The organism is Streptomyces sp. NPDC096323, from assembly GCF_040302845.1.
Taxonomy (GTDB): domain Bacteria; phylum Actinomycetota; class Actinomycetes; order Streptomycetales; family Streptomycetaceae; genus Streptomyces.
Genome location: NZ_JBEOSI010000011.1, coordinates 126,101 through 142,078, shown reverse-complemented (window position 1 = coordinate 142,078; position 15,978 = coordinate 126,101). Strand labels below are relative to the sequence as shown.

Sequence of the window (15,978 nt, the reverse complement as noted above, 5' to 3'; positions counted from 1 at the left end):
GGCTGACGGGCCCATCGACCGATCGGTGGATGCGGTGGCGACCGTTCGGGGCGACGATGGAGTGTCCGCGCAGGTCAGCAGCGGTCGGTCCCGGTTCCGTAGGGCGGGGCACGGTCGGTCGGGAGGAGGGGGTACGAGGTGGAACTGCGAAGCCCGTCGGTGCGCGGTGCCGGGCAGGCCGGCGACGCCGGCACCCGTGGCCTGGCGCTGCTCATGCACGCGGCGTTCTTCCTGCTGCTGGGCGCCTCACTGACCCGGTTCCTGCTGCGGCACCCGGGCGAGACGCGCACCCCGTGGATCATCGGCCTGTCCGTCGCCCTGGCCGCGCTGTATCTGCTCGGGCCCGTTCTCGGCTCCCGGCCGACACCGCGGAGCCTGGCATGGCTGGGGGTGCTGGTCGCCGTGTGGATGGTGCTGGTCGTCCTCGCGCCGAGCTTCGCCTGGTGCGCGGTCCCGCTCTTCTACACCGGGCTGCGCATCCTGCCGCCGCGGGCCGCGCTCGCGCTCGTCGCCCTGCTGACACTGTTCGTCGTCGCCGCGCAACTGCGGCTGGCCGACGGCTTCGACCCGAACCTGGTCCTCGCCCCGCCCGCCGTCGCCGCCGTCGCGACCGCCGTCTTCGTCCATATGCAGCGCCAGGCCGCCACCCAGGGCGAACTCATCGACGACCTGCTGCGCACCCGCCGCGAGCTGGCAGCGACCGAACGGCGCGAAGGAACCCTCGCCGAACGCCAGCGGCTGTCCATGGAGATCCACGACACCCTCGCCCAGGGCCTGTCCAGCCAGCAGATGCTGCTTCAGGCCGCCGACCGCACCTGGGACACCGATCCGGCGACGGCCCGCCGCCACGTCCGCACCGCCACCGGCATCGCGGAGCACAATCTCACCGAGGCCCGCCGCTTCGTCCACGACCTGGCCCCCGCCGACCTCGCGGAAGGCGGCGGCCTGGAAGCGGCGCTGCACACCCTCGCCGCCCGCGAGACCGCGCAGGCGCAAGGCAGGCTCACCGTCCGCTGCCATGTCGAGGGCACACCGCACGAGGCCCTGCCCGACCGCGTGCAGTCCGCCCTGCTGCGGATCGCCCAGGGCGCCCTGGCCAACGTCTCCGAGCACGCGGGCGCCACCGAGGCCGCCCTGACCCTCACCCACCTCGACGACCGGACCGTCCTCGACATCGCGGACAACGGCCACGGCTTCACCCCCGCCACCGGCACCGCGCCTCCGGCCGGAGTGCGCGGACACGGGCTGCCCGCGATGCGCGCCCGGCTCCAGCAGCTCGGCGGCACCCTGGCCATCGAGTCCGCACCCGGCGAGGGCACCGTGGTGACCGCCGCCGTCCCCCTCACCGCCGCCCCCGCTGCCCCCGGTACCCCCGCCGTCCCACTCACCGACATACCGGCCCGCCCCGGCACCCCGTTCACCGACGCACCCGCCGACCCCGGCACCCCCCTCACCCCAGAGGACCCCGCATGACCACTGCGCCTCCGCCCGTCCGGATCCTGCTCTGCGACGACCACGCGGTCGTCCGTGCCGGGCTCCTCGCCCTCCTCGGCAGCGAGCCCGACATCGAGGTCGTCGGCGAGGCCGGCAGCGGCGAGGAGGCCGTCGCCCTGGCCGCCAAACTGACCCCCGACGTCGTCCTGATGGACCTCCAGCTGGGCGAGGGCATCGACGGCGTCGAGACGACCCGCCGCATCGTGGCCGGCACCGACGGCGTCCACGTCCTCGTCCTGACCACGTACGACACCGACGCCGACATCACCCGTGCCATCGAGGCGGGCGCCACCGGCTACCTGCTGAAGGCGGAGCGCCCCGAGGAACTCTTCGCCGCGATCCGCTCCGCCGCCCAGGGCCGCACCACCCTGTCCCCGCCCGTCGCCAGCCGCGTCATGGCCCGCATACGCACACCCCGGCCTTCCCTCACCGACCGCGAACGCGACATCCTGGGCCAGCTCTCCCAGGGCCTCGGCAACCGCGACATCGCCCGCGCCCTCTTCATCAGCGAGGCCACCGTCAAGACCCACCTGGGCCGCATCTACGACAAGCTCGGCGTCGACACCCGCGCCGGTGCGGTCTCCGTGGCCAAGGAACAGCGCCTGCTGCCCTGACCACGGGGCGCGCCCCGCCCGCACGCCCCCGCAGGCCCCCACCCCCGCATCCACATCCACTGCGGCGGGAGCGGTCCGCCGGGCATGACACCATCGAACTGTGCTCGACATCGGCTACTCCCTCTCCCGACGCTTCCCCGATCCCCCGCAGACCGACTACCGCCGAGCGGACGTCCACGCGCTGCGCCACGATCTGTTCTCCGGGGACGTCTACCTCGCGGACACCAAGGAGGACCGCGAAGTATCCACAGCCTGGGGATGGGTGCCGGTGCTGGACTTCGCCTGGGCGCTGTGCGACATCGTCGAAAAGATCGACCAGGACCCCCGGGGCAACCGCTCGCACCGCCGCCAGTTCGCCGAACTCGACTTCACCGAGTCCTCCGACCGCATGCTCTTCGAGCGCCGGTTCGGCTGGGTCGACGTCGAAGCCGACTGGATGCCCGCCGAAGAGGCGCCGCTCACCTTCAGCCACTCCGTGCTGCGCCGCGAGGCCCGCGACTTCCTGCACGACCTGATCGCCGATCTGGCCGACATGCACGAAGGCCTCGCCGACAACCCCACGATCTGGGACCTCCAGTCCCGCTTCCCCCGCCTCTGACGGGGCACGCCCCTCGGAGCGCCGGGCCCGCCCCAGGCCTGGGCGTCCCCCGCCTCTGACCGGCTCGGGCCCGCCCCCAGACCCTGGGCACTCGCCGGGGCGCACCCGCCCCTCACGCCTCCACCCGCACCCCGATCTGCGCCGCGAACGCCGGAGCCAGCTCCATCAGCTGCGACGGGCTGATCACCGCACCCGCCAGCCGCTCCACACCCCGCGCGATGTCCAGCTCGGCAACCGTCCGCAGATCCACCGCCTCCATCCGCACCGCACTGAAATCGGCCCGCTTCAGCACACAGTCCCGGAACTCCACCCGGGTCAGCTGCGCGCCCCCGAAATCCGGCTCCGACAGCACGCAGCCCTCGAACACCACGTCCTTCAGCCGGGCCTTGCGCAGATTCAGGTAGTCGATCTTCCCGCCCCTGACCAGAACCCGCTCCAGCACCGCCCCGTGCATCTGCACCCCGCCGAGCCGCGCGTCCACGATCTCCACATCGCGCAACGACACCCCCGCGAGATCAGTGCCCACCCCCCGTACCCCCGTCAGCACCGAGTCGATGAACCGGGCCCTGACCAGATCCGTACGGTCCAGGGCACAGCCGTCGAGAGCGCAGTCCATGAACCGGGCACCCGGACCGGCCTCGTCCGCCAGGTCCACCGCGTCGAACCGCACGCTGTCGTAGTCCCCGTCCGGCTCCAGCCCGCCGCCCTCGTACGCCACCAGCGCCGGCAACCGCACCTCCGGCCGCCGCGCCTCTGCGACACCGCCCTTGCCGCCCCTGCCCGTACCGCCACCACTACCGCCGCTGCGCACCATGCCCCCATCGTGACGCACACCACTGACAGCGCCCGAAGCGGACGCGGAGCGCAGGCCGGCGCGGTCAGCGGAACTCGTGCACCACCTGGATCTCGCCGACGATGTGAGCGTTGAAATCGTCGAGCTGCTCGGCGGGGACCCACAGCTCGAGGATCGTCCGGCCGCCGGCCTGCTGGACGGGGTAGCGGGCCAGGAATGCGGTCTCGACCTCGAAACGAGTGACGAAGCCCGCACCATCGTGCTTGACGTTCCAGTCCCTGGCGATCCTGATCGCGTAGTCCTCGTTGAGCACCGGGTAGAAGATCGGCTGCTCGGGGAGGCGCGGCGGCCAGGCACGCCGGCCGAGCTGCTCCACCAGCTCCAGTTCCTTCGGCCCCGTCGGACGCCACAGAGTCGTTGTCGCAGGCCGACTGGTCATGATCGCCACTCTCTGGTCGCAGGCCCTGCAGGAGCGACGGGGCCGGGAAAGCGGACGGTACCGCCCCGGGAAACGGCCGAGCGAGGCAATATCCGCGGGCTGGGCAAGGGCGGCCGCCCAGGGAAGCCGAAGCAGGCAGGACGGCGGGCTCACCGGCAGCAGAGCCCCCCGAAAAAAATCAGCCGCCGAGCTCCGCCAGCGCCCCGTCCGTCAGCCGGTACACCGTCCACTCGTCCTGCGGCCGCGCACCCAGCGACTCGTAGAAGGCGATGGACGGGGCGTTCCAGTCCAGCACCGACCACTCCAGGCGCTCGTAACCGCGCTCCACACAGATCCGCGCCAGCTCCGTGAGCAACGCCTTCCCGTGCCCGCCGCCACGGCGCTCCGGACGCACGTACAGGTCCTCCAGATAGATCCCGTGCACCCCGCGCCACGTCGAGAAGTTCAGGAACCACAGGGCGAAACCCGCGATCTCGCCATCGTCCGTCTCGGCAATGTGCGCATACGCGGCAGGACGCTCACCGAACAGCGCCTCGTGCAGCTGCGCCTCAGTGGCGTTCGCCTCGTCCAAGGCCTTCTCGTAGTCGGCCAGTTCACGGACCATCCCGTGGATGGCGGGGATATCAGCAGCGGTAGCGTGACGAATCATGGAGGCAGCGTAAACAGCGCAGCTGGGGACCCCTAATCCCGCCCCAGCAACCGCCGAGCCACCTCCGCCTGCTCCGGCGCCAGCCGCCGCTCACCGCACTCCGCGCCCCAGCACGCGTTCTGCAGCACCCGCCCCAGCGTCCACGCCCGCGCCCGCCCCCGGTCCAGCCCCAGCGCCTCCGTCAGCAGACCGAACCGCCGCCCCACCCCGGCCGCATCGAACCGGTCGACGAGCGCCGGCAACAACTCGAACCCCGGATCACCGGCCAGCGGCTTCGGATCGATCGCCACCCACCGCCCGCCCCGGCCCGACAGCACATTGCCGAAATGCAGATCCCAGTGCAGCAACCGGTCCCCCGGCTCACCCGCCACCTCCCGCACCGCCGCCGCGCAGTCCCGCACCAGCCTCCGCTCCGCCTCGTCCGCCAGCGCCCCCGCCACCCCGGGCGCCGCCCCCACCACCCGTGCCGCGATGTCCCCCAGCTGCCGCAGACCGCACCCCTGCGGAGCCCGCACCGCGGTCAGACCCGCCAGCAGCTCGGCGACCACCCGCACGGCCTCCCACACATCCGCCACCCCGGACAGCGCACGATGCCCGTCGAGCCGTTCCAGCAGCATCGTCCCCGTCGCCGCGTCGTGCTCCAGCAACTCCACCGCACCCGCCGACGCCTCACCCCACACCCGCAGCGCGACCGGCTCCCCGACCGTCTCGACATCCACCGGCTGCAACTTCAGCACCGCCCGGCGCCCGTCCGCCTCCCGCACCACCGGAAGAACCAGCGCACACACCCCGTACAGAGCATCGCCGTCACGGACCAGCCCCCACCGCTCCAGGAACTCCGCCGCCATCCCCGGCAACGCGGCAACGAACGCCCGCCCGGCCTCACCGTTGTACCTGAGCTGTGTGGCGATCAGCGCATCCGGAATGTCAATCGGAATGTCAATCACGCCACCGATCCTAGGAGCGTGCGTCAATCGGCTATGACCCCGAGCCATCCCGCCCCGCCCACACGGCCCCGCCCCGCGCCCGCCGCGTGGATCCGCGGCGCCGGCTCATGGATCCGCAGCGCCCCCGGCACGTACCTCTGGCTGACCGCCCTCTTCGTCACCACGGTCATCGTCCACCAGATGTCACCCGCGTTCGAGGAGGAGTTCCTCCGCCAGCGCTCCACCAACATCCACGAGCTCTCCCAGAACCCCGTCCGCGTCCTCATCAGCAGCGCCTTCTGGATCGACAGCGGGCAATGGCTCCCCTACGCCGTCCTCTACACCGTCTTCCACGCCCCCGCCGAACGCCGCCTCGGCACCCTGCGCTGGTTCACCGTCGTCGCCGCCGCACACGTCCTCGCCACCCTCGTCAGCGAAGGCGTCCTCGCCTGGGCCATCCAGCACGGCCACGCCCATCAGACCGCCGTCAACACCCTCGATGTAGGCGTCAGTTACTCACTCGCCGGTGTCGTCGCCGTCCTCACCTACTACATCGCGCACCCCTGGCGGCACGTCTACCTCTTCGCCGTCCTCGTCATCTACGCCGTCCCCCTCGTCACCGGCGCCACGTTCACCGACATCGGCCACTTCACCGCCGTACTCATCGGCCTCGCCTGCTACCCACTGACCCGCACCCGCCCCAAGACGAAACCCACCCCCGCCCAGTAACCTCCCGCCACAACAGCCACAGCGCCACACGGACAAGCAGGGGCAACATGAGCACCGTCAGCACCGTCAACGGCGGCATATCCTTCTGGTACGCGAACCAGGGCACGCCCATCCCCCGCGAACCCCTGCCCGGCGACACCACCGCCGACGTCTGCATCATCGGCGGCGGATACACCGGACTCTGGACGGCGTACTACCTCAAGAAGGCCGTCCCCTTCCTCAACATCACCGTCCTGGAAGCCAAGTTCTGCGGCTACGGCGCCTCCGGACGCAACGGCGGCTGGCTCTACAACGGCATCGCCGGCCGCGACCGCTACGCGAAACTCCACGGCCACGACGCCGCCGTCCGCCTCCAGCAGGCGATGAACGACACCGTCGACGAGGTCGTCCGCGTCGCCGCCGAGGAGAAGATCGACGCCGACATCCACCGGGGCGGCGTCCTCGAAGTGGCCCGCACCCCCGCCCAACTCGCCCGCCTCAAGGACTTCCACACCGTCGAGATCGCCTTCGGCGAGACGGACCGCACCCTGCACGGCGCCCGCGAAACCGCCGAGCGCATCCGCGTCAACGGCGCCGTCGGCTCCACCTGGACCCCGCACGGCGCCCGGCTCCACCCCGCCAAACTCGTCACCGGGCTCGCCGACACCGTAGAAGCACTCGGCGTCACGATCCACGAGTCGACCCCCGTCACCGAGATCAGGCCCAAACACGCCGTCACCCCCTACGGCACCGTCCGCGCCCCCTACATCCTGCGCTGCACCGAGGGCTTCACCGCCGGCCTCAAGGGCCAGAAGCGCACCTGGCTCCCCATGAACTCCTCCATGATCGCCACCGAACCCCTCCCCGCCTCCGTCTGGGAGACCATCGGCTGGGACGGCCGCGAAACCCTCGGCGACATGGCCCACGCCTACATGTACGCCCAGCGCACCGCCGACGACCGCATCGCCCTCGGCGGCCGCGGCGTCCCGTACCGCTACGGCTCCGCCACCGACAACGACGGCCGCACCCGGCCCGCCACCATCGAGGCCCTGCGCGAACTCCTCATCCGCCTCTTCCCCACCACCGCCGGCGCCCGCATCGACCACGCCTGGTCCGGCGTCCTCGGCGTCCCCCGCGACTGGTGCGCCACCGTCACCCTCGACCGCTCCACCGGCCTCGGCTGGGCCGGCGGCTACGTCGGCTCCGGCGTCGCCACCACCAACCTCGCCGCCCGCACCCTGCGCGACCTCATCCAGCAGGACTCCGGCCAGTCAGGCCCCACGGAACTCACCACCCTCCCCTGGGTCAACCACCGCGTCCGCCGCTGGGAACCCGAACCCCTGCGCTGGCTCGGCGTCCACGGCATGTACGCCGCCTACCGAGCCGCCGACCGCCGGGAACGCACCTCGCCACGCGTCGCCACGGACGGCATCGCGAAGATCGCGGACCGGCTGTCGGGGCGGGGCTGAGCGGGCGGGGGCAAAAAAATCCCAGGTCAGCAGGGCTGCTGACCTGGGGTTTTGAGCCGCCTGTCGGAATCGAACCGACGACCTTCAGCTTACAAGGCGGGCGCTCTACCAACTGAGCTAAGGCGGCAACGCGCACACCAAAACGCGCGCTGCCCTCACTCTACACAGCGCCCCTCACACCGATCCATGAAGTTCCGCCCTCCCCGTAACCACCCGAGCACCCGTGCGTTAAGAACACTGACGTGCTGATCCGGGATGTGAACGCGGCGCGGAACCTCCGGGAGGAGGGCATGCGGCTGTACTGGCTGGTGGCCTCCGCGCTCCCGCCGGGGCGGATGCCGCCGTCCGTGATCAAGGCATCGGAGCTGGCGGACGTACTGCTGGCTGCGTGAAGAAGTGAAGGACTGCGGTACGAACCGACGGGCCGTCGGCCGTAAGGCCTGTGGAGCCCATGTAGGACCGGCTGGATACGCCCCCCAGGGGTGCGTCGGGGCGGCAGGGGCGTTGAAGCAGGAAGTGTCACAGCCGTGGCAGGGTCAAAAATCAATTGCTCTGCACGAACAAGGCGCGAGGTCAAAAGGGTTCCGCTCTGCCCCAGCATGCGGGCAGCGGCAGATCGCTCCCCACCCCGGTCGGGGGATATTCCTCCCCGGAGAACTACTGACAGATCCGAAATCGCCAGGTAGCGTCGCTGAAGGTTCACTCAGTTGGACCAGACCACTCCCTTTACAACGGATCGTCCGGCACGTTCCTGCCGGTTGAGGAGAAGATTCAGCATGGCCAGTGTCACGTTCGACAAGGCGTCCCGCGTCTACCCCGGCTCCACGAAGCCGGCCGTCGACCAGCTCGAGATCGACATCGCGGACGGTGAGTTCCTCGTCCTCGTCGGTCCCTCCGGTTGTGGCAAGTCGACCTCCCTGCGCATGCTCGCGGGTCTCGAGGACGTCAACGGTGGCGCCATCCGCATCGGTGACCGCGATGTCACGCACCTGCCGCCGAAGGACCGGGACATCGCCATGGTGTTCCAGAACTACGCGCTCTACCCGCACATGTCCGTCGCGGACAACATGGGCTTCGCGCTGAAGATCGCCGGTATCAACAAGACCGAGATCCGCGCGAAGGTCGAAGAGGCCGCCAAGATGCTGGACCTCACCGACTACCTGGACCGCAAGCCGAAGGCGCTCTCCGGTGGTCAGCGTCAGCGTGTGGCGATGGGCCGCGCCATCGTGCGTGAGCCGCAGGTGTTCCTCATGGACGAGCCGCTGTCGAACCTCGACGCCAAGCTCCGTGTCTCCACCCGTACGCAGATCGCCTCGCTCCAGCGCCGTCTGGGCATCACGACCGTGTACGTCACCCACGACCAGGTCGAGGCCCTCACCATGGGCGACCGTGTCGCGGTCCTCAAGGACGGTCTCCTCCAGCAGGTCGACTCGCCGCGCAACATGTACGACCGCCCGGCGAACCTCTTCGTGGCCGGCTTCATCGGCTCCCCGGCCATGAACCTGGTCGAGGTCCCGATCACCGACGGTGGCGTGAAGTTCGGCAACAGCGTCGTCCCGGTCTCCCGCGAGGCGCTCAGCGCCGCCGCGGACCGCGGTGACCGCACCGTCACGGTCGGCATCCGTCCCGAGCACTTCGACATCGTCGAGCACGGCGGTGCCGCGGCGACCGGCCTGTCCAAGGCGTCGTCCGACGCCCCCGCCGGCCTGGCCGTCTCGGTCAACGTCGTCGAGGAGCTCGGCGCCGACGGCTTCGTCTACGGCGCCGCCGAGGTCGGTGGCGAGCACAAGGACCTGGTCGTCCGCGTCGGCGGCCGCGCCGTCCCGGAGAAGGGCACCAAGCTCCACGTCGTGCCCCGCCCGGACGAGCTGCACGTCTTCGCCACGTCGACCGGTGAGCGTCTCACCGGCTGATCCCGCACCAGCTGTACGGTGGCCCCGCACGTTCGGCGTGCGGGGCCGCCGCGCGTTCGGGGGTTTGGGCCGACCAGGCCGGATTCCCCGGCACAACGGGCATTTCACTCCCCGGCGTCAACACGGGATTCGAAAAGCACACTCGAACCATCCCCCGCGAGAGTGACGTAATGTCGCCAAATCATCACCGGCCGCTACGCTCGCTGCGTGACCCACACCGCGCGCCGTATCGGCCGAACTCTCGCTTTCGTACTGCCTGTCGTCATGGTCCTGTCCGGGACCCTCGCGGTCACCGCCGTGCCGTGGGCAGCTGACAACTCCGAGTCGACGATCCTCACCGCGTCGGCCCAGACCGTCTCCAAGCGCGCCAAGCCGCGCGCCCCGCAGGACATTCTGCGCGACAAGCTTCTGCTGGAGCTCCAGGAGAAGGACCCCGGCGTCGCGTTGACGGATCTTCAGCGTGCCGTGGAAGGGCGCCCGTCGCTCGCGCGGCACTGCATGTCGATCGCGAAGGCGCTGGGCAAGGCGGCGGTCGAGCAGTACGGTCCGACGCGCGCACACCGTTTCTCCCGGCCGGTCTGCGACACGTCGTTCGCCTCGGGTGTCGCGCAGTTCAGCTGACCGACCCGGCCGGGCACGGCATATCGTGCCTGGCATGCATACGTTTCCGACGCAGGCCGTGATCCTGGCGGGTGGCCAGGGATCACGGCTGCGCCCGTACACCGATGACCGCCCCAAGCCGATGGTCGAGATCCCGGGGACCGGGACGCCGATCATCGGCCATCAGCTTGCCTGGCTGGCCGCCGAGGGCGTCACCGATGCCGTGATCTCGTGCGGGCATCTCGCCGAGGTGCTGCAGGAGTGGCTGGACGCCGCGGTGCTGCCGCTGCGGGTGACGACGGTGGTGGAGTCCGAGCCGCTGGGCCGTGGCGGCGGGCTGAAGTACGCGGCGGCCCGGCTGCCCGATCCGGAGGAGCCGTGGTACGCGACCAACGGCGATATCTGGTCCCGGTTCTCGTTGCGTGAGATGGCCGCGTTCCACGCGGAGCGCGATGCGACCGCGACGCTGGCGCTGGCCCGACCGCGCATTCCGTGGGGTGCGGTGGAGACGGACGCGTTCGGGCACATCACGGACTTCATCGAGTCCCCGCCGTCGCCGTATCTGATCAACGCGGGTGTGTACGTGTTCTCTCCGGCGTTCACGACGATGCTGCCGGACCGGGGTGACCATGAGCGGACGACGTTCCCGAGGCTGGCGCGCGAGCGCAAGCTGGCCGGGTACCCGCTGCCGCACGGGGCGTACTGGCGGGCCATCGACACGGCGAAGGATCTGACGGAGGCGGCGAAGGAGCTGGACGGGCACTGAGGCGACGAGGGAGGGGCGGGTCCGGAGACTTCTCCGGACCCGCCCCTCCCTCGTGACGTGTGACGCGTGGCGTGCTCGGTGTCAGCCGAGGAGGCCGCCGATGGGGTTGCGGCCACCGCCGCCACCGTCGCCACCACCGTCGCCGGTGCCGCCCGTGGAGCCGGTGCCGGGCTCCGTGCCCCCGGTGGTGGAGCCGCCGGTGGGGCCGGAGGAGCTGGGGCCCGAGCTGCTGCTGGTGGGGGGCTGTTGGGGGGTGGTCCGGCTCGGGGTGCTCTGGCCGGTGCCCTGGGTCTGGCTGGGCTGTCCGGCGCCGGTGGCGTGGCCCGTCTCGCGGACGCTCTCCGTGGCCGGGGTGGAGGCCTTGGCGGACGGGGTCCGGGGAGCGGTGGTGCGGGAGGGGGCGGGGCGCTGTCCGGTGGGGGTGTGGTGGGAGGCCTTGCCGCTGCGGGACTCTTCGGGGAGCGGGGAGCCGGGGAGCTGGTTGGTGGGGATGCCGTTCGGGCCCGGGACGGTGACGACTTCCGTGGAGCGGACGGCGCCGCCGAGTACGGAGCCGATGAGCAGGGTCGTGCCGACGACGACGGTGGCGACGACGGCGCCGCGGCGCAGAACGCGGCGGCGGAGGTCCCAGATCTCGGAGCGGGGGCCGAGCTTCCGCCAGGCCTCGCCGGCGAGGCGTCCGTCGACGGAGTAGACGGGGGCGCCCGCGATGATCAGGGGGCTCCAGGCGGCGAGGTAGATGATGTCGGGCGCGTCGTAGACGGCGACGGTGCGCCAGCTGACGGTGACCAGGAGGGCGGCGGACAGGAGGGCGCCGATGGAGGCGGCGACGCGCTGCCAGAGGCCGAGGACGGTGAGGACGCCGACGACGACCTGGAGGAAGGCGATGGTGAGGCCGGCGCCGACGGGGTGGGAGAGGGCGAACTCGCGCAGGGGTTCCGCGAGCGCCCAGGGGTGGAGCGAGGTCAGCCACTTGACCATGGAGCCGCGCTCGCCGCCGTCGAAGTAGACGGGGTCGCAGAGTTTGCCCATGCCGGCGTAGATGGAGATGAAGCCGAGGAACACGCGCATCGGCAGGAGGACGACGCCGAGGTTCATGCGGCGGCCGGGGTAGTACGCGTGCCGGACGCTGTCGCCGGAGCGTCGCTCCCGGGTGTCGGTGATGTCGTCGCCGTCGTACTCGTCGCCGTCGTACGCGTCGGAGTCGTAGCGGCCGGGCTCGACGGGGTCGTAGGCGCCGACGGCCTGGCGCATGGGGGGCAGCAGAGGTGCGCCGGGGCGGCGCGGGGGCGGCGCGGTGATGACGGGGTTGGGCTGGGTCTCTTCGAGGCGCGGCGCGACCTGGGTGCTGGCGCCGCCGTTCCCGCTGTCGAACTCGTAGGAGGCGTACGGCTCGTAGGGGTCGTACGCGGTGTCTGGCCGGCCCGCGGTGGAGTTCCGTACGGCCTGGAGGAGTCCGCCGGCGCCGGGGTCGCCGGGGGCGGACTTGCCGCTCCACACGACGGGGGCGCGTCGGCCGCGCCCGGCTCCGGCGCCGCCCATGGCGGGGATCCTGGGTGCTCCGGCGGGTGCCACACCGCGCAGCCGGGTGCGCTGGCCGGGGGCGAGCTGCACCCGGAAGCTGGCGTGGTTGACGATGACCTGCGCGGGGTCGCAGTCCACCTTGGCCATGCTCAGGGCGGGTTGTTCGTCGAACCGAGGCGTTCTGGTGTCCACACTCATCTAACCGAGTGATGTGTGTTTAGGACACTGCCTTGACGGTGTCGAAGTGTCCGAGGCCCGTCAACAGGTGGTGGCGGGGTGCGCCGGGGCGCGCGCGTGCCCGGGTCGCGCCCCCGGGCAGAGGCGCCCCGGAGGCGGGGCGGGGGCCCTTGCGGGGCCGAACGGCCGGAGCGCGGGCCCCGCCCCTGAACCGGATCAGGCGCGCCGGCGCGCGACCTCGTACATCACGATGCCGGCGGCGACACCGGCGTTGAGGGATTCCGCGCCGCCCGGCATGGAGATGCGCACGCGGTAGTCGCAGGTCTCGCCGACGAGGCGGCCGAGGCCCTTGCCCTCGCTGCCGATGACGATGACGACGGGGCCGCCGAGGGCTTCGAGGTCCTCGACGGTGTGCTCGCCGTCGGCAGCGAGGCCGACGATCGCGATGCCTTCCTTCTTGTACGCCTCGAGCGCGCGGGTCAGGTTGGTGACCCGGGAGACGGGCGTGCGGGCCGCGGTGCCGGCGGAGGACTTCCACGCTCCGGCGGTCATGCCGGCGGCGCGGCGCTCGGGCACGACGACGCCGTGGCCGCCGAAGGCGGAGACGGAGCGGACGATGGCGCCGAGGTTGCGGGGGTCGGTGACGCCGTCGAGGGCGACGATGAGGGGGTCCTCGCCGTTGTCGTAGGCGGCGGCGGTGAGGTCTTGCGGGTCCGCGTACTCGTAGGGCGGGACCTGGAGGACGAGGCCCTGGTGGTTGAGGCCGTTCGTCATGCGGTCGAGCTCGGGGCGCGGGGCTTCCATCAGGTTGATGTTGCCGCGTTCGCCGGCGAGCTGGAGGGCTTCGCGGACGCGCTCGTCGTTGTCGATGTACTGCTGGACGTACAGGGTGGTGGCGGGCACGCCGTCGCGCAGGGCCTCGAAGACGGGGTTGCGGCCGACGACCATTTCGGAGGTGCCCTTGACGCCGCCGCGGCGGGGCGCGGGGCGGCGGTTGGCGGCCTGCTTGGCCTTGGCGGTGGCGATGCGGTTCTTCTTGTGCTTCTTGCGGGCCTCGGCGGGCGGCGTCGGCCCCCGGCCTTCGAGAGCACGGCGTCGGTTACCGCCGCTGCCGACCTGCATGCCCTTCTTGTTGGACGTGCGGCGGTTCCTGCGCTGGCTGTTCCCGGCCATGACCTACCTGTTTCGTTGCTTCAGACGTGCGTACGTATAAGTGAAAGTGTGCCGCCCGGGGAGCCGGGCGGCACGTGGGAGGACTACTGGCGCGGGCCGAGTGTCCACCGTGGTCCGGTGGGGCTGTCCTCGATGACGAGCCCGGACTGGTTGAGCTGGTCGCGGATGGCGTCGGCGGCGGTCCAGTCCTTGCGGTCGCGGGCCGACTGCCGCTGGTCGAGGACGAGGCGTACGAGGGTGTCGACGACTCCGTGGAGGTCGTCGCCGCGGTCGTTCTCGGCCGCCCAGTGTGCGTCGAGCGGGTCGAGGCCGAGGACGCCGAGCATGGCACGGACCTCGGCGAGGCGTGCGACGGCGGCTTCCTTGTCGTCGGCTGCGAGGGCGGAGTTGCCCTGGCGGACGGTGGTGTGGACGATCGCGAGGGCCTGCGGGACGCCCAGGTCGTCGTCCATGGCCTCGGCGAAGGCGGGCGGCACCTCGGCGGCGGGGGCGACGGTCTCGCCGGCCTTCTCGGTGACGCGCTGGACGAAGCCCTCGATGCGGGCGAACGCGGATTCGGCCTCGCGCAGGGCTTCCTCGCTGTACTCGATCATGGACCGGTAGTGCGGGGTGCCGAGGTAGTAGCGGAGCACGATGGGGCGCCAGGCCTTGACCATGTCGGCGACGAGGACGGAGTTGCCGAGCGACTTCGACATCTTCTCGCCGGCCATGGTGACCCAGCCGTTGTGCACCCAGTACTTCGCGAAGTCGTCGCCGAAGGCCTTGGCCTGGGCGATCTCGTTCTCGTGGTGGGGGAAGATCAGGTCGATGCCGCCGCCGTGGATGTCGAAGGCGGTGCCGAGGTACTTGTGCGCCATGGCGGAGCATTCGAGGTGCCAGCCGGGGCGGCCGCGGCCCCAGGGGGTCTCCCAGCTGGGCTCGCCGGGCTTGGTGGCCTTCCACATGGCGAAGTCGCGCTTGTCGCGCTTGCCGGTCTCGTTGTCGCCGGAGGGCTGGCGCAGGTCGTCGAGGTCCTGGTTGGAGAGTTCCAGGTAGCCGGGGAACGAGCGGACGTCGAAGTAGACGTTGCCGTCGGCCTCGTAGGCGTGTCCGCGCTCGATGAGGCCGCGCATCATCTCGGTCATCTCGGTGATGTGGCCGGTGGCGCGGGGCTCGTAGGTGGGCGGGAGGCAGCCGAGTGCGTCGTAGCCGTCGTTGAAGGCACGCTCGTTCTCGTAGCCGATGGCCCACCAGGGGCGGCCCTGTTCGGCCGACTTCTTGATGATCTTGTCGTCGATGTCGGTGACGTTCCGGACGAACGTCACGTCGTAGCCGCGGTAGGCGAACCAGCGGCGCATGATGTCGAAGTTCAGTCCGGACCTGATGTGCCCGATGTGGGGGGCGGCCTGGACGGTAGCGCCACAGAGGTAGATCGAGACGCAGCCCGCTGTGAGCGGGACGAAGTCACGGATCTGCCGGGCGCTGGTGTCGTACAGGCGAATAGTCACGTCTCAAGGGTAGTGGGCGCGCACCAGTGCCCAGCGACCCCTTGGGCTATTGCGTGACAGTTGTTACGGCTCCGGGCGGGCCGCCCCCGTGTGCCGGTCGGTCTCAGACGCGTCCGACGACCTTGCGGGGGGTGATCCGGACGACGACACGGGGGTCGTCGTCGCCGGAGGCGGGGTTGAAGTCGGCGTACGGCTTGCCGGTGTACTTCAGGGAGAGCTCGTCGATGAGTTCTTGGCCGCCCTCGGTGGTGAGGGCGGCGGTGCCGCGGATCTCGGCGTAGGTGTACGGGGCGTCGAAGGGCTGGACGACGACGGAGACGCGGGGGTCGCGGGCGAGGTTCTTTTCCTTGCGGCGGCCGGCGGTGGTCGAGATGAGGACGTCGTCACCGTCCCGCTTCACCCAGACCGGGGACACCTGGGGGCTGCCGTCGGGCTGGATGGTGGCGACGGTGACGAAGACCGGGGTGTCGAGCAGTGCCTTGAGTTCCGGGGAGAGTGCGGCGGTCATGGCGTACGTCCTCCTGAGCGGTTCGGTGTTGCTGTGACGCCTACCCGCTCTCCGCTTCCCTCTCCCCCTTTCGCGTCCGTGCCCACCGGAAGGGTCAGTGCCGGGGCGGGCGCTCGGCGGCGGGGACGGCCTTCCTACGG

The 15,978-nt window shown here is 71.1% G+C and carries 17 protein-coding genes and 1 tRNA gene; 9 read left to right on the top strand and 9 right to left on the bottom strand.

The window, feature by feature from the left end:
* The first annotated feature begins 138 nt into the window (after positions 1-138).
* From ABTX18_RS28890 to ABTX18_RS28880, 3 genes are all read left to right on the top strand, one after another.
* Positions 139-1,473 (top strand): sensor histidine kinase, encoded by a 1,335-nt coding sequence (locus ABTX18_RS28890; RefSeq protein ID WP_503061225.1) that lies wholly within the window; start codon positions 139-141, stop codon positions 1,471-1,473.
* Positions 1,470-2,108: a response regulator gene (locus ABTX18_RS28885; RefSeq protein WP_352125712.1), complete on the top strand. Its 639-nt coding sequence runs from the start codon at positions 1,470-1,472 to the stop codon at positions 2,106-2,108. The genes ABTX18_RS28890 and ABTX18_RS28885 overlap by 4 nt, the downstream gene beginning before the upstream one ends.
* Positions 2,109-2,208: 100 nt before the next feature.
* Positions 2,209-2,706: a hypothetical protein gene (locus ABTX18_RS28880; protein WP_352125711.1), complete on the top strand. Its 498-nt coding sequence runs from the start codon at positions 2,209-2,211 to the stop codon at positions 2,704-2,706.
* 112 nt (positions 2,707-2,818) lie between these two features.
* Here the strand turns inward: ABTX18_RS28880 and ABTX18_RS28875 are convergent, their stop codons facing one another.
* From ABTX18_RS28875 to ABTX18_RS28860, 4 genes are all read right to left on the bottom strand, one after another.
* Positions 2,819-3,520, bottom strand: a complete 702-nt coding sequence (locus ABTX18_RS28875; RefSeq protein WP_352125710.1) for a pentapeptide repeat-containing protein — start codon at positions 3,518-3,520, stop codon at positions 2,819-2,821.
* A 64-nt stretch (positions 3,521-3,584) separates the two neighbouring features.
* Positions 3,585-3,938, bottom strand: coding sequence for a hypothetical protein (locus tag ABTX18_RS28870; RefSeq protein ID WP_352125709.1), 354 nt, complete (start codon positions 3,936-3,938; stop codon positions 3,585-3,587).
* A gap of 178 nt (positions 3,939-4,116) precedes the next feature.
* Positions 4,117-4,587, bottom strand: coding sequence for a GNAT family N-acetyltransferase (locus ABTX18_RS28865; protein WP_352125708.1), 471 nt, complete (start codon positions 4,585-4,587; stop codon positions 4,117-4,119).
* A gap of 32 nt (positions 4,588-4,619) precedes the next feature.
* Entirely contained in the window at positions 4,620-5,582 is a 963-nt protein-coding gene (locus ABTX18_RS28860) for an aminoglycoside phosphotransferase family protein (RefSeq protein WP_352125707.1), read from the bottom strand.
* On the opposite strand from ABTX18_RS28860, the gene ABTX18_RS28855 reads away from it, so the two are divergent.
* Both ABTX18_RS28855 and ABTX18_RS28850 read left to right on the top strand, forming a co-directional pair.
* Positions 5,568-6,242 carry a rhomboid-like protein gene (locus ABTX18_RS28855; protein ID WP_352125859.1) on the top strand — a complete coding sequence of 225 codons (675 nt, stop codon included), beginning with the start codon at positions 5,568-5,570 and terminating at the stop codon, positions 6,240-6,242. The genes ABTX18_RS28860 and ABTX18_RS28855 overlap by 15 nt on opposite strands.
* Positions 6,243-6,289: 47 nt before the next feature.
* Positions 6,290-7,690 (top strand): NAD(P)/FAD-dependent oxidoreductase, encoded by a 1,401-nt coding sequence (locus ABTX18_RS28850; RefSeq protein ID WP_352125706.1) that lies wholly within the window; start codon positions 6,290-6,292, stop codon positions 7,688-7,690.
* Between the two features lie 54 nt (positions 7,691-7,744).
* Here ABTX18_RS28850 and ABTX18_RS28845 read toward each other — a convergent pair.
* Positions 7,745-7,817, bottom strand: a tRNA-Thr gene (locus ABTX18_RS28845).
* A gap of 115 nt (positions 7,818-7,932) precedes the next feature.
* Between ABTX18_RS28845 and ABTX18_RS28840 the strand changes: the two genes are divergently transcribed.
* The 4 genes from ABTX18_RS28840 to ABTX18_RS28825 all read left to right on the top strand — a co-directional run bounded on the left by ABTX18_RS28840 (position 7,933) and on the right by ABTX18_RS28825 (position 10,969).
* On the top strand, positions 7,933-8,082 hold the full coding sequence (locus ABTX18_RS28840) for a hypothetical protein (RefSeq protein ID WP_352125705.1): 150 nt from the start codon (positions 7,933-7,935) through the stop codon (positions 8,080-8,082).
* A 384-nt stretch (positions 8,083-8,466) separates the two neighbouring features.
* Positions 8,467-9,603 carry an ABC transporter ATP-binding protein gene (locus tag ABTX18_RS28835; protein WP_352125704.1) on the top strand — a complete coding sequence of 379 codons (1,137 nt, stop codon included), beginning with the start codon at positions 8,467-8,469 and terminating at the stop codon, positions 9,601-9,603.
* Between the two features lie 207 nt (positions 9,604-9,810).
* Positions 9,811-10,224, top strand: a complete 414-nt coding sequence (locus tag ABTX18_RS28830; RefSeq protein ID WP_352125703.1) for a hypothetical protein — start codon at positions 9,811-9,813, stop codon at positions 10,222-10,224.
* A 34-nt stretch (positions 10,225-10,258) separates the two neighbouring features.
* Positions 10,259-10,969: a nucleotidyltransferase family protein gene (locus ABTX18_RS28825; protein WP_352125702.1), complete on the top strand. Its 711-nt coding sequence runs from the start codon at positions 10,259-10,261 to the stop codon at positions 10,967-10,969.
* Between the two features lie 81 nt (positions 10,970-11,050).
* On the opposite strand, the gene ABTX18_RS28820 is transcribed toward ABTX18_RS28825, so the two are convergent.
* From ABTX18_RS28820 to ABTX18_RS28805, 4 genes are all read right to left on the bottom strand, one after another.
* Positions 11,051-12,691 carry a DoxX family membrane protein gene (locus tag ABTX18_RS28820; protein WP_352125701.1) on the bottom strand — a complete coding sequence of 547 codons (1,641 nt, stop codon included), beginning with the start codon at positions 12,689-12,691 and terminating at the stop codon, positions 11,051-11,053.
* A gap of 195 nt (positions 12,692-12,886) precedes the next feature.
* Complete coding sequence (rlmB, locus tag ABTX18_RS28815) at positions 12,887-13,843, bottom strand: 23S rRNA (guanosine(2251)-2'-O)-methyltransferase RlmB (RefSeq protein WP_352125700.1); 957 nt, start codon at positions 13,841-13,843, stop codon at positions 12,887-12,889.
* An 83-nt stretch (positions 13,844-13,926) separates the two neighbouring features.
* Entirely contained in the window at positions 13,927-15,330 is a 1,404-nt protein-coding gene (gene cysS / locus ABTX18_RS28810; protein ID WP_352125699.1) for a cysteine--tRNA ligase, read from the bottom strand.
* A gap of 103 nt (positions 15,331-15,433) precedes the next feature.
* Positions 15,434-15,838, bottom strand: a complete 405-nt coding sequence (locus tag ABTX18_RS28805) for a PPOX class F420-dependent oxidoreductase (RefSeq protein WP_352125698.1) — start codon at positions 15,836-15,838, stop codon at positions 15,434-15,436.
* Positions 15,839-15,978 lie beyond the last annotated feature (140 nt).